Origin of the sequence: Acinetobacter lwoffii (assembly GCF_024129855.1) — a bacterium.
Taxonomy (GTDB): Bacteria; Pseudomonadota; Gammaproteobacteria; order Pseudomonadales; family Moraxellaceae; genus Acinetobacter; species Acinetobacter lwoffii_L.
Genome location: NZ_JAMXXC010000001.1, coordinates 225,802 through 241,944, shown reverse-complemented (window position 1 = coordinate 241,944; position 16,143 = coordinate 225,802). Strand labels below are relative to the sequence as shown.

At 43.1% G+C, this 16,143-nt stretch carries 14 protein-coding genes and 1 tRNA gene; 7 read left to right on the top strand and 8 right to left on the bottom strand.

Annotated elements, in window-relative coordinates; all coding sequences use genetic code 11:
* The first annotated feature begins 23 nt into the window (after positions 1-23).
* The 3 genes from folE to NI465_RS01080 all read left to right on the top strand — a co-directional run bounded on the left by folE (position 24) and on the right by NI465_RS01080 (position 2,006).
* Positions 24-572: a GTP cyclohydrolase I FolE gene (folE, locus tag NI465_RS01090; RefSeq protein ID WP_004730181.1), complete on the top strand. Its 549-nt coding sequence runs from the start codon at positions 24-26 to the stop codon at positions 570-572.
* Positions 573-895: 323 nt separating this feature from the next.
* Complete coding sequence (locus tag NI465_RS01085) at positions 896-1,330, top strand: hypothetical protein (protein WP_253143953.1); 435 nt, start codon at positions 896-898, stop codon at positions 1,328-1,330.
* A 115-nt stretch (positions 1,331-1,445) separates the two neighbouring features.
* Positions 1,446-2,006, top strand: coding sequence for a DUF4385 domain-containing protein (locus NI465_RS01080; protein ID WP_071851865.1), 561 nt, complete (start codon positions 1,446-1,448; stop codon positions 2,004-2,006).
* A gap of 11 nt (positions 2,007-2,017) precedes the next feature.
* Here NI465_RS01080 and NI465_RS01075 read toward each other — a convergent pair whose 3' ends face one another.
* From NI465_RS01075 to hemE, 5 genes are all read right to left on the bottom strand, one after another.
* Positions 2,018-3,415, bottom strand: a complete 1,398-nt coding sequence (locus NI465_RS01075; RefSeq protein ID WP_071851863.1) for a diguanylate cyclase — start codon at positions 3,413-3,415, stop codon at positions 2,018-2,020.
* A 198-nt stretch (positions 3,416-3,613) separates the two neighbouring features.
* On the bottom strand, positions 3,614-5,500 hold the full coding sequence (locus tag NI465_RS01070; protein ID WP_071851861.1) for an Lnb N-terminal periplasmic domain-containing protein: 1,887 nt from the start codon (positions 5,498-5,500) through the stop codon (positions 3,614-3,616).
* 77 nt (positions 5,501-5,577) lie between these two features.
* Complete coding sequence (locus NI465_RS01065; RefSeq protein WP_004279577.1) at positions 5,578-6,048, bottom strand: DUF3015 family protein; 471 nt, start codon at positions 6,046-6,048, stop codon at positions 5,578-5,580.
* Positions 6,049-6,191: 143 nt separating this feature from the next.
* Positions 6,192-6,995 (bottom strand): DUF817 family protein, encoded by an 804-nt coding sequence (locus NI465_RS01060; RefSeq protein ID WP_004646389.1) that lies wholly within the window; start codon positions 6,993-6,995, stop codon positions 6,192-6,194.
* A gap of 10 nt (positions 6,996-7,005) precedes the next feature.
* The gene (gene hemE, locus NI465_RS01055; RefSeq protein WP_148334388.1) at positions 7,006-8,076 is read right to left on the bottom strand and encodes a uroporphyrinogen decarboxylase; all 1,071 of its coding nucleotides are present in this window, start codon (positions 8,074-8,076) and stop codon (positions 7,006-7,008) included.
* A gap of 205 nt (positions 8,077-8,281) precedes the next feature.
* Between hemE and NI465_RS01050 the strand changes: the two genes are divergently transcribed.
* The 3 genes from NI465_RS01050 to NI465_RS01040 all read left to right on the top strand — a co-directional run bounded on the left by NI465_RS01050 (position 8,282) and on the right by NI465_RS01040 (position 11,691).
* Positions 8,282-9,505, top strand: a complete 1,224-nt coding sequence (locus tag NI465_RS01050; RefSeq protein ID WP_044110271.1) for a L,D-transpeptidase family protein — start codon at positions 8,282-8,284, stop codon at positions 9,503-9,505.
* 180 nt (positions 9,506-9,685) lie between these two features.
* Positions 9,686-10,384: a pirin family protein gene (locus NI465_RS01045; protein WP_114541932.1), complete on the top strand. Its 699-nt coding sequence runs from the start codon at positions 9,686-9,688 to the stop codon at positions 10,382-10,384.
* Between the two features lie 335 nt (positions 10,385-10,719).
* A complete protein-coding gene (locus NI465_RS01040) occupies positions 10,720-11,691 on the top strand; it encodes a methyltransferase (RefSeq protein WP_071851849.1) in 972 nt (323 codons plus the stop codon).
* Between the two features lie 129 nt (positions 11,692-11,820).
* Here the strand turns inward: NI465_RS01040 and NI465_RS01035 are convergent.
* The 3 genes from NI465_RS01035 to NI465_RS01025 form a co-directional block, all read right to left on the bottom strand.
* Positions 11,821-11,910, bottom strand: a tRNA-Ser gene (locus NI465_RS01035).
* A gap of 87 nt (positions 11,911-11,997) precedes the next feature.
* Complete coding sequence (locus NI465_RS01030) at positions 11,998-14,034, bottom strand: FAD-dependent oxidoreductase (protein WP_180086661.1); 2,037 nt, start codon at positions 14,032-14,034, stop codon at positions 11,998-12,000.
* A gap of 139 nt (positions 14,035-14,173) precedes the next feature.
* Entirely contained in the window at positions 14,174-14,527 is a 354-nt protein-coding gene (locus tag NI465_RS01025; protein ID WP_148334386.1) for a hypothetical protein, read from the bottom strand.
* 247 nt (positions 14,528-14,774) lie between these two features.
* Between NI465_RS01025 and argG the strand changes: the two genes are divergently transcribed.
* Positions 14,775-16,115, top strand: a complete 1,341-nt coding sequence (gene argG, locus NI465_RS01020; protein ID WP_004279561.1) for an argininosuccinate synthase — start codon at positions 14,775-14,777, stop codon at positions 16,113-16,115.
* Positions 16,116-16,143: the final 28 nt, after the last annotated feature.

Sequence of the window (16,143 nt, the reverse complement as noted above, 5' to 3'; positions counted from 1 at the left end):
TTAAGTGAATACGTCATATGACTATGCAGCAATCCTACGCAAACATTCTTACTGCCGTTGGCGAAGATCTAAATCGCCCTGGTCTCAAAGATACGCCTGTGCGCGCTGCGAAAGCATTTTCATATTTAACCTCGGGTTATAGCCAGACACTTGAAGAAGTGACCAACAAGGCGGTCTTCCCTTCCGATAACCGTGAAATGGTACTGGTCAAAAACATCGAATTTTATTCGCTATGTGAGCATCACTTATTGCCATTTTATGGCCGCGTACATATCGCCTATTTGCCAGAAGGTCATGTTTTAGGCCTGTCTAAATTTGCCCGTATTACTGAAATGTTTGCACGCCGTTTGCAGATTCAGGAAAATCTGACTCAGCAAATTGCAGAAGCAGTGGCTGAAGTCACCAAAGCACGCGGTGTTGCAGTAATGATTGATTCTGCGCACATGTGCATGATGATGCGCGGTGTAGGCAAGCAGGAATCAACCACACGTACGGTATCATTTATTGGTGATTTTAAAACCGACAAAGAAACACGTCGTGAATTTTTAAGTGCGGTTCCAGAAAGCTATTAATTATTAAAGCTTAAAAATAAGTTACTCAAAGCCTCGATCATTCGGGGTTTTTTGCTTTTAAAGGAAGAGGATATCAATACTTAATTCAAAAGCTCACTTGCTATAAATAACACCTGGTAACAGGGTTTAAAGACCTGTCCCAAAACTTGCTATGTTTCAGTCTAGAACTCAAACAATTCCTGCTTGTGTTTGCAACAAGCCTACACTTGGATACACGATAAAGTTTTAATCCTGCCGCTCTCCCATTAAAGTAATTTGAAGTTGATATACAGCAAAGCGCTTTATATCTTTCTGATTGATTTTTAATGATAAGGAAAGTAACCATGGCGAATAGAAAAAATAACCAGGCGAAAGACAGCAAAAAATCAGCAAAAACTGCTAAAAAGACCCAAGATGAGAAACTGAAAAAGTCGAATAAGAGTAGTGACAAAGACAGTGATCGCAAAGTCACTAAAAAAGCGGCGAGCAGTAAATCTAAAGCGGCATCTTCTAAGAAAGACAATGCCAGCAAAGATGAAAAAGTAAAGGCAAAGAAAAATTCGAGCTCAAAAGCCAGTGATAAAGCGAAAGACCAAAAGACTTCTTCCGCGAAAAAACCGGCTAAAGCAAAAAGCAGCAACAAGAGTAAAGACGACACTAAAGTGAAAAAGTCTTCTTCAAAAAAATCGGCACCTGCTAAAAAGCAGTCGAGCAGCTCTTCTAAGAGCAAGTCAACCAAGGCTAAAACCTCGAAGACCAGTTCGAAAAAATCGAAGTAAAATGAAAAGCCCCTAGCTCTAGAAGACAGGGGCTTTTCTGTATCTTGTCCTTTCGTTTTTATAATTTGTATTAGCTGAAATATTGAGTCATTTTAAATTTCAGAAAAGGCCGAATATGAAGTCATCTGCCAAAGTAACCCCACCAAAACGTCCGTCACGTGTAGTTTCGAATAGTTTTGATTATTCTCTGGACTTTGCAAAGATTAATTTTCGTAAACGACCCGAGCTCTACCGGATTGGCCGTGGTGAACAAGGTGTATTACTGGTTGAGCCTTATAAATCGGAAATCCTGCCACACTGGCGCTTTGCAGATGAAGCAAAAGCCCAAGCCAGTAGCGAGAAAATCTATCAGCTTTTTCTAGACTATTTAAAACAAGAAGATTTTATTGGTGCGGACATGGCACGCAAGTTTTTACAGATGGGTTTTACCCGTGCCCGGCGTTATGCCAACCATAAAGGTGGCAAAAAATACGACGGTCCGGTTCCGGAAGACAAAAAAGGTTTAAGTGGCGCGCATGGCCGTTCCGAGCTGCCCCGCAATCAGGAAGATCCTGTTAAAGCCGCTGCTGCCAAAATTTTTAAACAGAAATGGGATAAAGCTAAAAATCATCCCGAATATCTTCAGCAAAAACAGAAATTTCAGGAATTTATAGAGCAGCAGTCTGCAACTGGCTAAAAACCTTTCATTTAAACTGAGAGTGGCTGTGCGACAGGGTTCAAGGACTGATGAGCCATATAAACTCTGTTACGCCCGTTGTTCTTCGCCATATACAAGGCAGAATCTGCCGCATTCAGGAAGCGCTGATAATCCGGATGTCCATCATAAAGCACACAACCAATACTGACCGTAAATTTAAACTGCTGGCCTTGTGCCGAATTAATCATGCCATTTTCAATATATTTACGAATACTTTCGGCAATATTCAGGGCACGTTTCTCATCAGTATCCACCAGTAATAGCAAAAACTCTTCACCGCCGACCCGGAAAGCATAATCACTGCCCTGACTGTATTTTTGCAATGCTTCGGCCAGAAATTTCAAGGCCAGATCACCTGCTGCATGTCCAAATTTGTCATTAATACTTTTGAAATAATCAGCATCAATGGCAAGTAAAGACAAAGGCGTATGATTCTTACGGGAAAAAGTGATTTCACGTGAAATAATGGTATTCAAATAACGACGATTCAATAACTGGGTCAATGAATCATTACCTGATTCAATATATTCGGCCACCTGAAATAACTGATCTACTAACAACTGAATCTCACGGTTCAAGTCACGGATTCGTTGGATCAGTCCCAGCATATTGTTTTTGTCCGTACAGTCCATAATATCTTGATTAAGTTCATCGACTTGATAAATTCGCTCAATGATTAAATCGACCTGATCAGAGCCGGTAAAAGCATAAGAGGCTTTATGAATAAACCATAAACCAAACTCCGACTTGGACAACATCGGATGATTCAATTTTTCATGCTCAGAAAAGACCTTGAACATGAGCTCATTTTCCCAGTCTAGCAATGAACTGCGCTGTTTATCTTTTTGTACGGCCACATCCTGCATTGCTGAAAAAACACGATAACTGTGTTTAATTTCCTGATTCATGGCTGTTTTAGCTTCATAAGATCGGCACATGACTTCTGTGGCAAATCCCATGATCTGGACAATATAACTGCAGGTGGTCAACATACTGTGGTGAGGATTCTCATCCAGCAGTTCAAACATTTTACGCTCAATTTCACGCACACCGCGCATGATCAGCCAAGACGGAATTCCGACACGCGCATGCACATGCCCCACCATCGCCTGTTTCTGCACGGCATCGGCATAGCGTTTATTAATTCCCACACTAAAGCTTTCAAGTAGCCAAGCATTTAAAGTGTCGCGCAAGCGCTGTTGAATCAAGTCATCAGAAAAGAATTCTGCAGATTCCTTTTCAAGGAGCATGTTTTTATAGAATTCTTCCACCAGAATCAGGGAGTGATCTTGAATAAAGTGAAAGGCATGCAATAAGTCATCAGATGAATAATTTTGACAGATCTGTTCCCATTGCTCGGCCAGTCTTGCCATGCATTCATTATTCATACTGTGTGTTCCCCAAAACCTTGCAATTCGCACTCACATTATGTGACAAATATAACAAATATCAGGTATTTTTCCTAAAATATCGACCAGATTATTTGTACCCAACCTAGCCAATTTTTTTATACAAGGGAAAACCGAACAGCAGCCTCATGGATACACAGCACTTTATGAATAGTGTTAATCAGTTTTAACTCAATCTTAAAAATACCGGATCAAACCAAGACTCCATTGATCCCAGTCTTTGGACTGCTGTTGCTGATATTCCCAAGACAGCCGAAGTGCATGTTGTGGATTGAATGCATATTGGAGTTCAGTATTCAGTTTCAGCTGCCAGCGATGCGAATCTTCCCAATAAGGCAGTTCCACCTGCACCAGACTGTTAATCTGATCGCTCCAGATATTCTGGCACCCCACAGTAGGGCCAGCACCTACGCGCCAGCCTTGATCCAGTGCCTTGCCTGCCTGTAGCTGAGTTTGCATTTGCGCATAACATAGATGTTCACGGCTGGCATTTGCCCAGCTATAACCACCCTGAGTTTTTAAGCTGGCGACGCCATGCTGTTCATCTTCACTAAACTGGCCATGCGCATCCAGTGCCTCCTGTTTCCAGCCCAGATTAAAACCCCAGGATAATGGCGTATTAAACGGATTGACCGGGTTATAGGAATTGACAGTAAATAGATCCAGATGTTCCAGCTTGAGCTCACTGTCACGATATTGCAAAGCCCCATCTAGAAACAACAATTGTGTTCCGGTTCGAAAACCACCTTGCGGGTCGATGAGATCATGATAGGCCTGCCGATGGCCAAGCTGGACAAAGGATTCACCCTGAACCTGTCCGGCCTGAAGACTGATATTTCGTGCATGATGGCTTTGTACTGGATCTGTTTTTGGACGTTCCGGCGCTTTACGCTGTTTCTCGATATCCAGCTGGCTTCTTAAACCCAGTAACTTGCGGAAACGTGGCTGGGAAAATGATTTATCGACTGTTTGTCGGAGAAAGTCCAGATATAAATGATCATAGGCCATTTCCAGAATTTTGGCCTGATCTTCTGCCGGATAGGGCTGCAAGATTGAAGGCATTGCACCTGTTTCTGCATAAGCCAGCTGATGCGCAGTTTTTGCCAGCGCTTTGCCATGCTGTCTGGACTGTGCCAGCAATTGAGTTTCAAGCGCCGGACGGTAAACTTTCTGTTTGATCAAGCCCTGCTGTTCTACTACTTTTAGTGTTTCAATCGGAATCGCAGTCGAATTAAACTGTTTCTGTAGATTTAGCTCGGGACGTACCAGATCAAACAGTCCCAGTAGGCGATAAGCGCAATTATCACTGATAAAATAATAAGGGAAACTTACATTTTGCATTTCCCAGAGATGCTGTACCAAAAACCTGGTTTCTTGCGGACTTAAGTTTAATTCATATTCCCACAAATCCCGGCTTTCAAAGTCACCATACTCTTTGACCTTGCGGTAATACGGCATCAGTGAATATTCACCCGGATATTGTCCAGTCAGCCCTTTCCAGGCAAAGGACCAGTTGTCATTGCCATCGACCGTCGCAGCATAGTTGACCGCATAAGAAATCAGATTGAGTTGTTGCTGGTCTTTAGGGTCCAGACGCAACAAGGTATGACCAAACATCGAGCTGGGATTACCCATAAAATCCGTGGCATAGATCAGGGTTGCCTGATAAGGCTTGACCTCGCCAATCCATTTATCCAAATCCGGGCAACTGACCGCAGGCAATTGTTGCTCGGAAATATTCAATTGCTGCATTAACCAGCTGCTGCGTGCAGGAAACTTACAGCGGACGGACTGATTCGGCTCTGCGCTCAGGAATAAAGCCTGAATGTTATGCTGCATTTCTTTTTTTAGATCAGTTTTTCCCTGCTCTGCCAGGAAATAGCCCGAATAGTTAACCTCGCTATGACCTTGGGGATTGGCATACATGAGACGTTGCCAGGTAGTGCTCTGATCCAGATGCTGAGTTTCGGCCTGAGCGATATAATGCTGGATGTCTGGATTAATTTCGCTAGAAAAACTTAAAGGGCTGAATGTCAGGCCCAACATGAAGAACGCATATTTCATTCAGTTAACTTATTCTCATCAATTTCTTTTAGTCATAAGAAAACCCTGCTAGAACAGCAGGGTTTTTAGGGTGCGGATCAGATGTAGGATTTCAATACTTCATCTTTGGCCATCACAGTTTGTAAGGTGCTTAAAACTTGTAATGTATTCTGGTTTTCTTCGGAATAAATTTCAGAGAAATTCTGCTTGGAAACGCTAAAGAAACGAGCTTTATCTTCAGATTTAATATTCAAAAGTTCAGCCAGAACATTCAGGCTTTCACCCTCTCCAACTGCCATATCACGCGCCAATGCTTCAGCGTTTTCATTGGTAAAGGTCACCACTTGAGCGGTTACGGTACCGCCCTGGCTACAACCTAAAGTACCAAAAGTGATCCCGAGCCACTGATTCGTGAACAGAACGTTGGTCGTACCTGCAAAGAGTTTAGGAATAATACCAGACTGACCCGCCCACACCTGGCTTCCGATACCACAACCGACATCTCGGTCAGCCATCGCCATGCTTGAACCAGTCGCCAATACCGCCGCCAGCATAATTTTTTTCAACATAGTTATTCTCCAATTATTCTCATGCAATCTTTGTTATTACTCTAATAATGTAATTTAAATTACATACTCAGCAGAGTAGCGACAAGTCAAGTTTGGCGCAATTGAAAAAATGTATGCTTTACATAAACATAACCTGATTGATTTTACTGTTCCTTGAGCGCCCAATCGCCTTGTGAATTACGCTGTCCCAAGATTTTCAGTACTAACACCAGACTCAGCAATAACAACAAATACCAGGAGCCCAGTTTGCCCCATCCCACCATATGCCATTGCTCAATCTGGCTTGGATAGAGCCAGATCTGGTAAAAGGTACTGATGTTCTCGGCAATCCAGATAATAAACGCCAGAATCAGCAGTACGGGTAACATCGGCAACTGAAAAGTATGCCGATTCAGCTGAAAGCGAATTCTGGTTTTCCAGAACATCAGCACGCTCCAGACAAATAAAATCACCCGATAATCGGGAATAAAAAACTTGCTCATAAAGTTGATATAAGACAAGACAGCCAATGTCAGCATATGGCTAAAACGCGGCAATTTTTCAAATGAAACCTGATATAGACGTAAAGAGCGCGCAAAAAAACTGCCGACTGCAGAATACATAAAACCGGCAAATAAAGGCACGGTCAGGATTTTAAATATTGCGGGTTGAGGGTAATGCCAGGAAGCAATTGCCGGATGGGTCAGGAAGATTTCCATCACCATGGCCATGAGATGAAATAACGCAATCACTTTGGCTTCAGCCCAGGATTCCAGTTTGGTATAGAGCAATATCACCTGAATCAGCAAAGCAAAAAAAAGCAGATAGTCATACCGGTAAAAACCAAAGAAGAGATCGCTGCCCATAGAAGCAGTCAGCGCAAAAGCGAGCAGGAGTAAAATCCCAAATAAGGCAGCCGAAGCTGCCTTATAAGTAAATTCAAACCCTGATTTGAATAGATCGATCAAGGTTTACATCCTAAAGATATTTGGCACTATACTCATGTACGGTATCAATAAATGCTTTTGGATTCGCCGGATCAACCCACTGGGTAATACCATGACCTAAATTGGCAACATAACCGGTTTTCTCGCCATTGGCATAGGCATCATCCAGCATGGCTTTTGTCGCTTTAATGATGGTGTCTGATGAACCATATAAAGTTGCAGGATCCAGGTTACCCTGAAGTGCTGCACGACCAGCAACCGTTTGACGAGCGACATTCAATGGCGTGGTCCAGTCCAGACCAAATGCATCTGCGCCTGTCGTAATCATCGGTTCCAACCATTGACCGCCACCTTTGGTAAACAGAATTACCGGAATCTTGCGGCCGTCTTTCTCACGTTGCAAACCAGCGACAATCTTCTGCATATAGTTCAGCGAGAACTCGATATATTCACGATGTGCTAATGCCCCACCCCAACTATCAAAGATCTGTACCGCTTGTGCACCCGCATCGATCTGCGCATTCAAATATTCAGTCACTGCATCAGCCAGACGATCCAGCAAAGCATGCAAAACTTCAGGCTGCGCATACATCATCTGTTTGGTAAAACGGAAATCCTTGCTTGAACCGCCTTCGACCATATACGTTGCCAGAGTCCATGGACTGCCCGAGAAACCAATCAGAGGAACGTGACCGCCCAAGGCTGAACGAATGGTCGAAACGGCATTCATCACATAATCCAGATCCGACTTGGCATTAAATGCAGGCAGATTGGCGACATCCTGTTCGGTACGGATGGTCTTGTGAAATTTCGGGCCTTCACCGGCTTCAAAATACAGCCCCAGTCCCAAAGCATCCGGAACCGTCAAGATATCCGAGAATAAAATCGCGGCATCAAGATCATAACGGCGTAAAGGCTGCAAAGTTACTTCACAGGCCAGTTCAGTATTCTTGCAAAGCGAAAGGAAATCTCCTGCCTTGGTACGCGTTTCGCGGTACTCAGGCAAATAACGGCCAGCCTGACGCATCATCCATACTGGCGTAGCATCTACAGGCTCACGCAACAATGCGCGCAGAAAACGATCATTTTTTAAGGTCGTCATTCACATTCCCATCTTTCTTTGACATTGCCAACATCATAGCAAAAAGGCCGCAGTTTTAATAACTTCTGGCAACTTTAAAAACCGATCGGATTGAACGGCAACCTAGTGATTTACACAAAACAACTACTGCATCTCCACATTTTTTCTGTAATACTTATAGTGTTTTTTCACATAGTTAAAGAAATAATTCTTAAGGTTGAGTTACATGTTCGTTCGCACAATGCTCGCTGTGAGTCTAGGTTGCATTTTCGCAGGTCAAGTTTTTGCCGCGTCTACTGCTGAACAACCATTAAAACCCCAAGTGGTGACTGATGTTGCAGTGCAAGATCCGATTGATCCATTAGCAACTGAAGCTTCAGCGGCCCAAGCAGCACCTGCAGAAGCGCAAATTACCGCACAAGAACAACAAGACTTAAAACAGGCATCTGAAGCGCTGAATGAGCTACAGGATACCGAAGATCAGACTGCTTCTATTGGCGCAGCACCAAATACCAAAGCACCGACTAACTCTGCAGCGACCAAAGCTTCGTGGACTTTAGACGGCTTAAATAATGCCCAGTGGTATGAAAATATCGGTGCAGGTCAATTCCCAGTTTACGCACGTGCACATGTCATGCTGAATAATGCCCATGCATCACCGGGGGCGATTGACGGAACCAGCGGTAAAAATACACTAAAAGCCATTGCATCTTTCCAGCAAATGAATGGCATTAAACCGACAGGTGTTTTGACTCAGGAAACCTGGGATAAACTAGTTGCACGTCAGGGTTCTAAGCCAGCCTTTGTTGAATACACCATTACTGAAAAAGATCTGGCAGGCCCATTTGCCAAGTCTATTCCTTCAGATTATGCGTTACAGGCGAAAATGAAAGGCTTGTACTACACACGTGTCAGTGAAATGTTGAGCGAAAAATTCCATATGGATGAGAATTTCTTAAAGAAACTCAATCCAAATGCTAACTTTAATAAAGTTGGGGAAAAATTACTGGTCAGTAATGTACGTAATGACTTGCCTGAAGGTATTCACTTGATTGTTGCACATAAAGGTGCGAAACAACTGTACTTATTTAACAGTAAAAATCAAATGATCGCGTCATTCCCTGCCACCATTGGTAGTGCGGATACACCATCTCCGACCGGAACCTATAAAGTAACAGGTGTTGCACCAAACCCTTGGTACAGCTATTCACCGTCTAACTTTGTACAAGGTAAAAACTTAAAACCACTATCTTTACCACCGGGTCCTAACGGTCCTGTCGGGAATATCTGGATTGGTTTAAGCAAGAAATCATTTGGTATTCACGGAACACCAAACCCGTCTACCATTTCGAAAACAGCGTCACATGGTTGTATTCGTTTGACTAACTGGGATGCCAATGATCTTGGCCGTAAAGTCAAATCTGGGGTAACGGTTCGTTTCTTAGAATGATGATCGGTCTGCCGATTTGAATAAAAATAGCCTGCTTTTGAGCGGGCTTTTTTATTCCTTATGTTTACTTTCAGCTCTTTCGTTGCAAAAATGCAATGATCTGTCGCCTATTTGAGATTTTTTCAGTTATAAAACGACAGTATGATGATCTCAAGTTAAAAATAATGTCGAGATAAAATCATGAATGCTTTTCTACATCCTAGCGAAAATCGTGGTCATGTAAAAATGGGCTGGCTGGAGTCTAAACACAGTTTCTCATTTGGTAACTGGTATAACCCAAAGTATATGGGTGTCAGCGCTTTACGTGTCATTAATGATGACCTGATTGATGGACATCAGGGTTTTGGAACGCATCCACATGACAATATGGAAATCCTGACCTGTGTGCTGAAAGGAACCATTACCCATCAGGACAGCATGGGCAATCATGGCGGAATCGCTGCGGGTGAATGGCAACTGATGAGTGCAGGAACAGGTGTGCGGCACAGTGAAATGAACCAAGGCGACGAACAGGTCCATTTACTGCAAATCTGGATTATTCCAAATGAACGTGATGCCAAGCCGAACTATCAGCAAATCCGTCTTGACCCGCATGAGCAACCGAACCAGTGGCATTTGATTTGTGGTCCGAATGACAATGCACCGATGCATATTCGTCAGAATGCCGAAGTCAAAACTGCGGTGATTCAGCAAGGCCAAAGTCTGGAAGTGAAAGCGACCCAGCATATTAATTATGTACATGTTGTTTCTGGCACTGTCCAGATCGCTGAACATACAGTTGAAGCTGGCGGCGCAATTGCTTTTCTAGATGATACAGAAATTAAAGCAAGCGAAGATGCACAAGTGATCTGGTTTGATTTGCCGGAAGTACCCAACTAAGCTTTTAAAGCTCTCAGCTCTAATGGCTATTGATCCCAGTGATTAATAGCCATTTTTTATACGTATAATCATGAATAAAAAATAATAGTTCGCAAAATCATAATAAGGCTGCTTAACCAATAAAATTATGCCTACGACCTATACAAATCCAACCAATTCTCATCACATTTTTACCTAAGCAATGCATTATTTAGGTGAATATAAACTGATCCCTTTCCATGGAATCCAGTGCTGTATAGCTTTGATCATTCACGACTGGTTTGATATTGTCTTTTGCAGCCATAAAGTGAATTGACCTTTTCATGTAGGTTAAATAAATAGAAGAGCATATCCGTATGAACCAAATTTTAGAGATTCAAAGCAGCCCGCAGCAAGCTTTGCTTTATTTATTAGCCTTTTTAAAACAACAAGATTATCAGTTTACGACCATTACACCGCTTTCCCACCAGCGAATTCTGAATCGAAAAAAGAATGAAATTTATAAGCACAGAACCCATCAGGATATCTTTGGCTGGAATCTAAACTTTAAAAAAACTGATCTTGATTCTGCCCTTTTTACATTATTGCAAGAACATCAGCTTCTACAGGTTCAGGAAGATCAATACTTGAGTCAGGTTCGGGTTTCTTCACTCGATGGCGAACTCTTTATTCATTCAGCTTTTCCAACCACTCAGCAAGATGCGGTATTTTTCGGTCCGGATACGTATCGCTTTATCTATCATCTCAAGCAATATCTAGCTGCTCAGCCTCGCCCTTTTAAACGGGTCGTGGAAATGTGTTGTGGCACTTCAGCAGCCGCGATCAGCATTGCCAGACATTTTCCAGATGTGAATGAAATGATGGTTGCAGACCTGAATCCCAAAGCCTTGCTCTATAGCCAGATTAATATCAGTTTTGCCGGCTTAAACCATATTCATCCGGTTCAAAGTAATTTATTTTCCAATCTTGATGGAAAATTTGATCTGATTTTTGCTAATCCACCGTATTTAATTGATCCCGAACAACGTCAATATCGTCATGGCGGTAATGCGCTGGATGGCTGTGATTTATCATTCAGGATTATAAAAGAAGGTCTACAGCGCCTGAATTCTGGCGGACATTTATTTCTATATACCGGTGTGACCGTGACTGAACATGGCAATCTGTTTTTGCAGCATCTTAAAAATTTGATGAAACAGCATCACAATATAACTTGGTCTTATGAGGAAATTGACCCGGATATTTTTGGTGAAGAACTGGAACAGCCGGCTTATCGACATGTGGAAAGAATTGCGTTGGCATTAATCAAGATTGAAGTAGGCAATTAAAGAATATCTATTTATCAATTATGGAATTTTAAAATTTTGACTTTGTTCGCTATCAGCTTATTTTAAATCGCTTTATTAAAATCATAAGCAATAAAAAACCCCAATCTTTCGACTGGGGTTTTTAAAATTTGGCGGAAGCGGTGAGATTCGAACTCACGGAGGACTCACACCCTCGTCGGTTTTCAAGACCGGTGCATTAAACCGCTCTGCCACGCTTCCATGGGCGCAATAATACGGAGCTTTTGTCCGGCTGACAAGTGAAAATTACAGTGAATGCAATCAACTGCATATAGTTTCATCAAATCCTTACAGTTTTGCTGCTAATTCCGCTCCCTCACGAATGGCGCGCTTGGCATCGAGTTCAGCAGCCAGTTTTGCACCGCCAATAATATGATACTGCGCCAAGGTATTTTCCCCAGCACTCGGCATCAGGTCTTTTACCGATTCCTGACCTGCACATACCACAATGGTATCCACACGCAATAATTGAGCATGGCCATCTACCTCAATCCATAAGCCTTCATCGGTAACAGATTTATATTGCACACCGCGCAACATACGCACGGCATGTTTTTTTAACTGGGCACGATGTACCCAGCCTGAAGTCTTGCCTAGTCCTGCGCCAAGTGGTGTTTTTTTACGTTGTAATAGATAAATTTCCCGTACCGGAGGTTCTACTTCAGCACGCTGTAACCCGCCTTCAGTCACATAATCTGGATGAGAATCTACACCCCATTCACGCTTCCACTCATCCACAGGTTGCGGCTGTATTTGATGCGGTGGCTTTAATAAAAACTCGGACACATCAAAACCGATCCCGCCTGCGCCAATGACCGCAACACGATCACCGACAGGTGCGCCACGTAGCACTTCTGCATAAGATAATACTTGTGGTGCCTGACTGCCTTCGATATTCAAGGCACGCGGCACAACCCCTGTAGCCACAATCACCTCATCAAAACCCTCACGCTCCAACTGCTCGCGGTTGACTCGGGTATTGAGACGCAGATCAACTCCAGTTTTTTCTAGCTGCACTTTAAAATAACGAATCGTTTCGTGAAATTCCTCTTTCCCCGGAATGACTTTAGCCAGGTTGAACTGTCCGCCTACTTCATGACTGGCCTCAAACAGCGTCACATCATGCCCGCGACTGGCTGCGACAGTAGCAGCCGACAAACCTGCGACACCCCCACCGATCACTGCAATACTTTTTGGTTTTTTGGTTTTGACATAGACCAGTTCGGTTTCATAAGCGGCACGCGGATTGACCAGACAGGTTGCGCGCTGGTTTTTAAAGGTATGATCCAGACAAGCCTGATTACAGGCAATACAGGTATTGATTTCATCAACACGATTGGTTGCAGTTTTATTGACCCAGAACGCATCTGCCAAAAGTGGACGTGCCATCTGCACCATATCTGCCTGACCAGAAGCCAGAATTGCTTCGGCAGTGTCTGGCATATTGATCCGGTTGGATGCAATCACCGGCACCGAAACATGTTTCTTAACTTCAGCCGTGTAATCGACAAAAGCAGCACGCGGTACAGAAGTCACAATGGTGGGAATACGTGCTTCATGCCAGCCAATCCCGGTATTGAGCAAAGTAATTCCTGCCTTTTCCAAAGCTTTAGCTACGGTAATGACTTCCTGCATGGTATTGCCATCATGTACCAAATCGAGAAGCGACAAACGGAAACAGATAATAAATTTTTCGCCAATTTCCTCGCGAATGGCTTTGACAATTTCTACGGCAAAACGCATCCGGTTTTCGATCGGGCCACCCCAACGGTCGTTACGCTGATTGACATGACGGCTTAAAAACTGATTCAGCAAATAGCCTTCTGAACCCATAATTTCTACGCCATCGTAGCCGGCTTTTTTGGCAATGCTGGCAGTTTTCACATAATCCTGAATGGTATTCAGGATCTGTTTATCTGACATTTCACGTGGTTTAAAAGGAGAAATTGGCGATTTGATTGGACTTGCCGACACCACAAAAGGCTGATAGCCATAACGTCCGGCATGCAGAATTTGCAAAAGAATTTTGGCGCCATGTTTATGCACTGCATGCGTCACCAGACGATGTGGCGCAATATCTCCCAAGGTATTCATGGTGCCGCCTGCCGGCAACAACCAGCCTTGACGGTTTGGCGATATTCCCCCTGTAATCAGCAGACCTACGCCACCCTTGGCACGTTCGCCAAAATACGCTGCCAGTTTAGGATAATTATAAAAGCGGTCTTCCAGACCAGTATGCATCGACCCCATTACGACCCGGTTTTTAATGGTGGTAAAACCTAAATGCAGTGGTTTTAAAATGTTGGCATAGCGCGTCGTGGTCATAACAAATCCCTGATTATATTTGGCTGAGCAAGTCATTCCCTTACTTTAACTGATTTTCAGCGGCTTTTTATGACCCGGAGTTCAGCATTTTCAGGCACAAATATCAATCTTCGAAACAGTTCTTTCTATACATGACGAATTAGTTCTGCCATTGTCGTGCGCTGGATTTCCATAATGCAATCACGCCCAATACTGTACCAATTGGAAAACTCAGCAACATCAGAATAGCCATTATTCTGGATAAAGTACGTCCTGAACCATTGCCCTGCTTCACCTTGATACTGGCCTGGATATTAAAAAACATCAACAAGCCTAAAAGCAGCAGCACCACACCTAAACTCAGCATGGAAATACTGGATTGCTGATATTCAAGATATAAAAACAGCACTGCACTAAAACCAATCAGGCCGGCATAAATCCCATGCAACAGTGCCAGTGTTTCATTCTTGGTTTTAGGATTTAAATTAGGTAAAGGTGGGATATGAGTCGCCATGCTTTTATTCCTGTTTTATCTGGTTTTTAAATTATTCGGCTGAATATAACCAATTTTTTACTTTTTCAGCAGGATTCTGGTTAAAATCGTGCGATTTATGATTATTTAAGCCTATTGAATAGAGATTTTAAAACGAGTTTTTCTTTTCTAAAGCAAACCTAAATAAATTAATGATACAATTGATGCAATATGTATTTTTTCAGGCCACCAATTCTGGCGTGCCTATTTCATATCATTAGGATGAACAATGTCTGATAATGCAACTATCTTGCAGAATGTCCCAGTAGGTAAAAAAGTTGGTATTGCCTTCTCTGGTGGTCTAGATACTTCTGCTGCTCTTTTGTGGATGAAACAAAAAGGCGCTGAACCTTATGCTTACACAGCAAACCTGGGTCAGCCAGACGAAGACGATTACGATGCGATTCCAAAAAAAGCTGAAGCTTATGGCGCAGTAAAAGCACGTTTAATCGACTGCCGTTTACAGCTTGCATTAGAAGGTATTGCTGCAATTCAATGTGGCGCGTTCCATATTTCTACAGGTGGTATGCCTTATTTCAACACGACGCCATTGGGTCGTGCAGTAACAGGCACCATGCTGGTTACTGCCATGAAAGAAGATGACGTTAACATCTGGGGTGACGGTTCAACTTATAAAGGCAACGACATTGAACGTTTCTACCGTTATGGTTTATTGACCAATCCTGCGCTTAAAATCTACAAGCCTTGGTTAGACCAAACTTTCATTGACGAGCTGGGCGGACGTGCAGAAATGTCACAGTTCCTGATCGACAATGGTTTTGACTATAAAATGTCAAAAGAAAAAGCTTATTCAACTGACTCAAACATGCTGGGTGCGACGCACGAAGCTAAAGATCTTGAATACCTGAATGCAGGCATCAAAATCGTTGAGCCAATCATGGGCGTTGCGTTCTGGAAAGATGACGTAGAAGTAAAAGCTGAAGAAGTATCGATTACTTTTGAAGAAGGCTTCCCGGTTGCTATCAACGGTCAACGCATTGAAGATCCAGTTGAATTTATTCTTGAAGCGAACCGCATCGGTGGCCGTCACGGTCTAGGCATGTCGGATCAAATCGAAAACCGGATCATCGAAGCGAAATCTCGCGGTATCTATGAAGCTCCGGGTATGGCGCTGCTTCACATCGCTTATGAGCGTCTGGTAACGGGTATTCATAACGAAGATACGATTGAACAATACCGTATTAACGGTCTACGTTTAGGTCGTTTGCTTTACCAAGGTCGCTGGTTCGATTCTCAAGCGCTTATGCTGCGTGAAACTGCACAGCGTTGGGTTGCTAAAGCAGTTACCGGTACTGTAACGATCGAATTGCGTCGTGGTAATGACTACACCATTATGAATACTGAATCTCCGAACCTCACTTATGAAGCTGAGCGTTTGACTATGGAGAAAGGTGATTCTATGTTCTCGCCGATGGATCGTATTGGTCAGTTGACCATGCGTAACCTGGATATCACGGATACTCGTGCGAAACTGGGCATCTATACAGAGACTGGTTTATTGGCAGTTGGTTCAGCATCTGCAGTGCCACAACTAAAAGACAAAAACTAAGTTTTAGTCCTTTTTAGTTTCTTAAAAA